Annotated in this window: 1 pseudogene; it reads right to left on the bottom strand. The window is 76.7% G+C overall.

The window, feature by feature from the left end:
• Positions 1–433, bottom strand: a pseudogene (locus J0695_RS42515) (hypothetical protein); the annotation flags it as partial.

The following is a 433-nucleotide window of genomic DNA, read 5'->3' as shown; positions in this document are numbered from 1 at the left end:
CGCCGGACCCCGTCTTCCCGCCGACCAGCGCACCCGCACCGGCCGCCACGAGCAGCGCGGCCACCACGGACGCCGGCGTCGGCAACGGCAGCGCCCGCGCCACGACCGCCGCCGCCACTCCGATCCCGCCGGCCGTCGCCGCGTCGGCGCCGGCCGCCAGGTAGCCGCTCGCCATGATCGCCAGTGCGGCCGCGGCGACCGTCGCCGTCAGGCCGTACATCCGCTCGTCGGGATCGGCGTGCGACCGGAGCTGGAGCGCCAGCGACAGCAGCACCCATATGCCGAGCGTGCCGAGAAGGGCCGACGGCGACCGGTCGGACGCGAGCAGTGCCACGTCCGCGACCAGTGCTCCGAGGAAGCCCAACGCGATGCCCTGCCGCGCGGGCCACATGCCGTTCAGCCGGAACCAGCCGGCCGCGGTGAGCCCCTGGAG

The sequence above is a fragment of the Streptomyces beijiangensis genome (genome assembly GCF_017315755.1).
In the GTDB taxonomy this organism is placed as follows: domain Bacteria; phylum Actinomycetota; class Actinomycetes; order Streptomycetales; family Streptomycetaceae; genus Streptomyces; species Streptomyces beijiangensis.
This window is presented reverse-complemented; position numbering and strand designations above follow the sequence as displayed.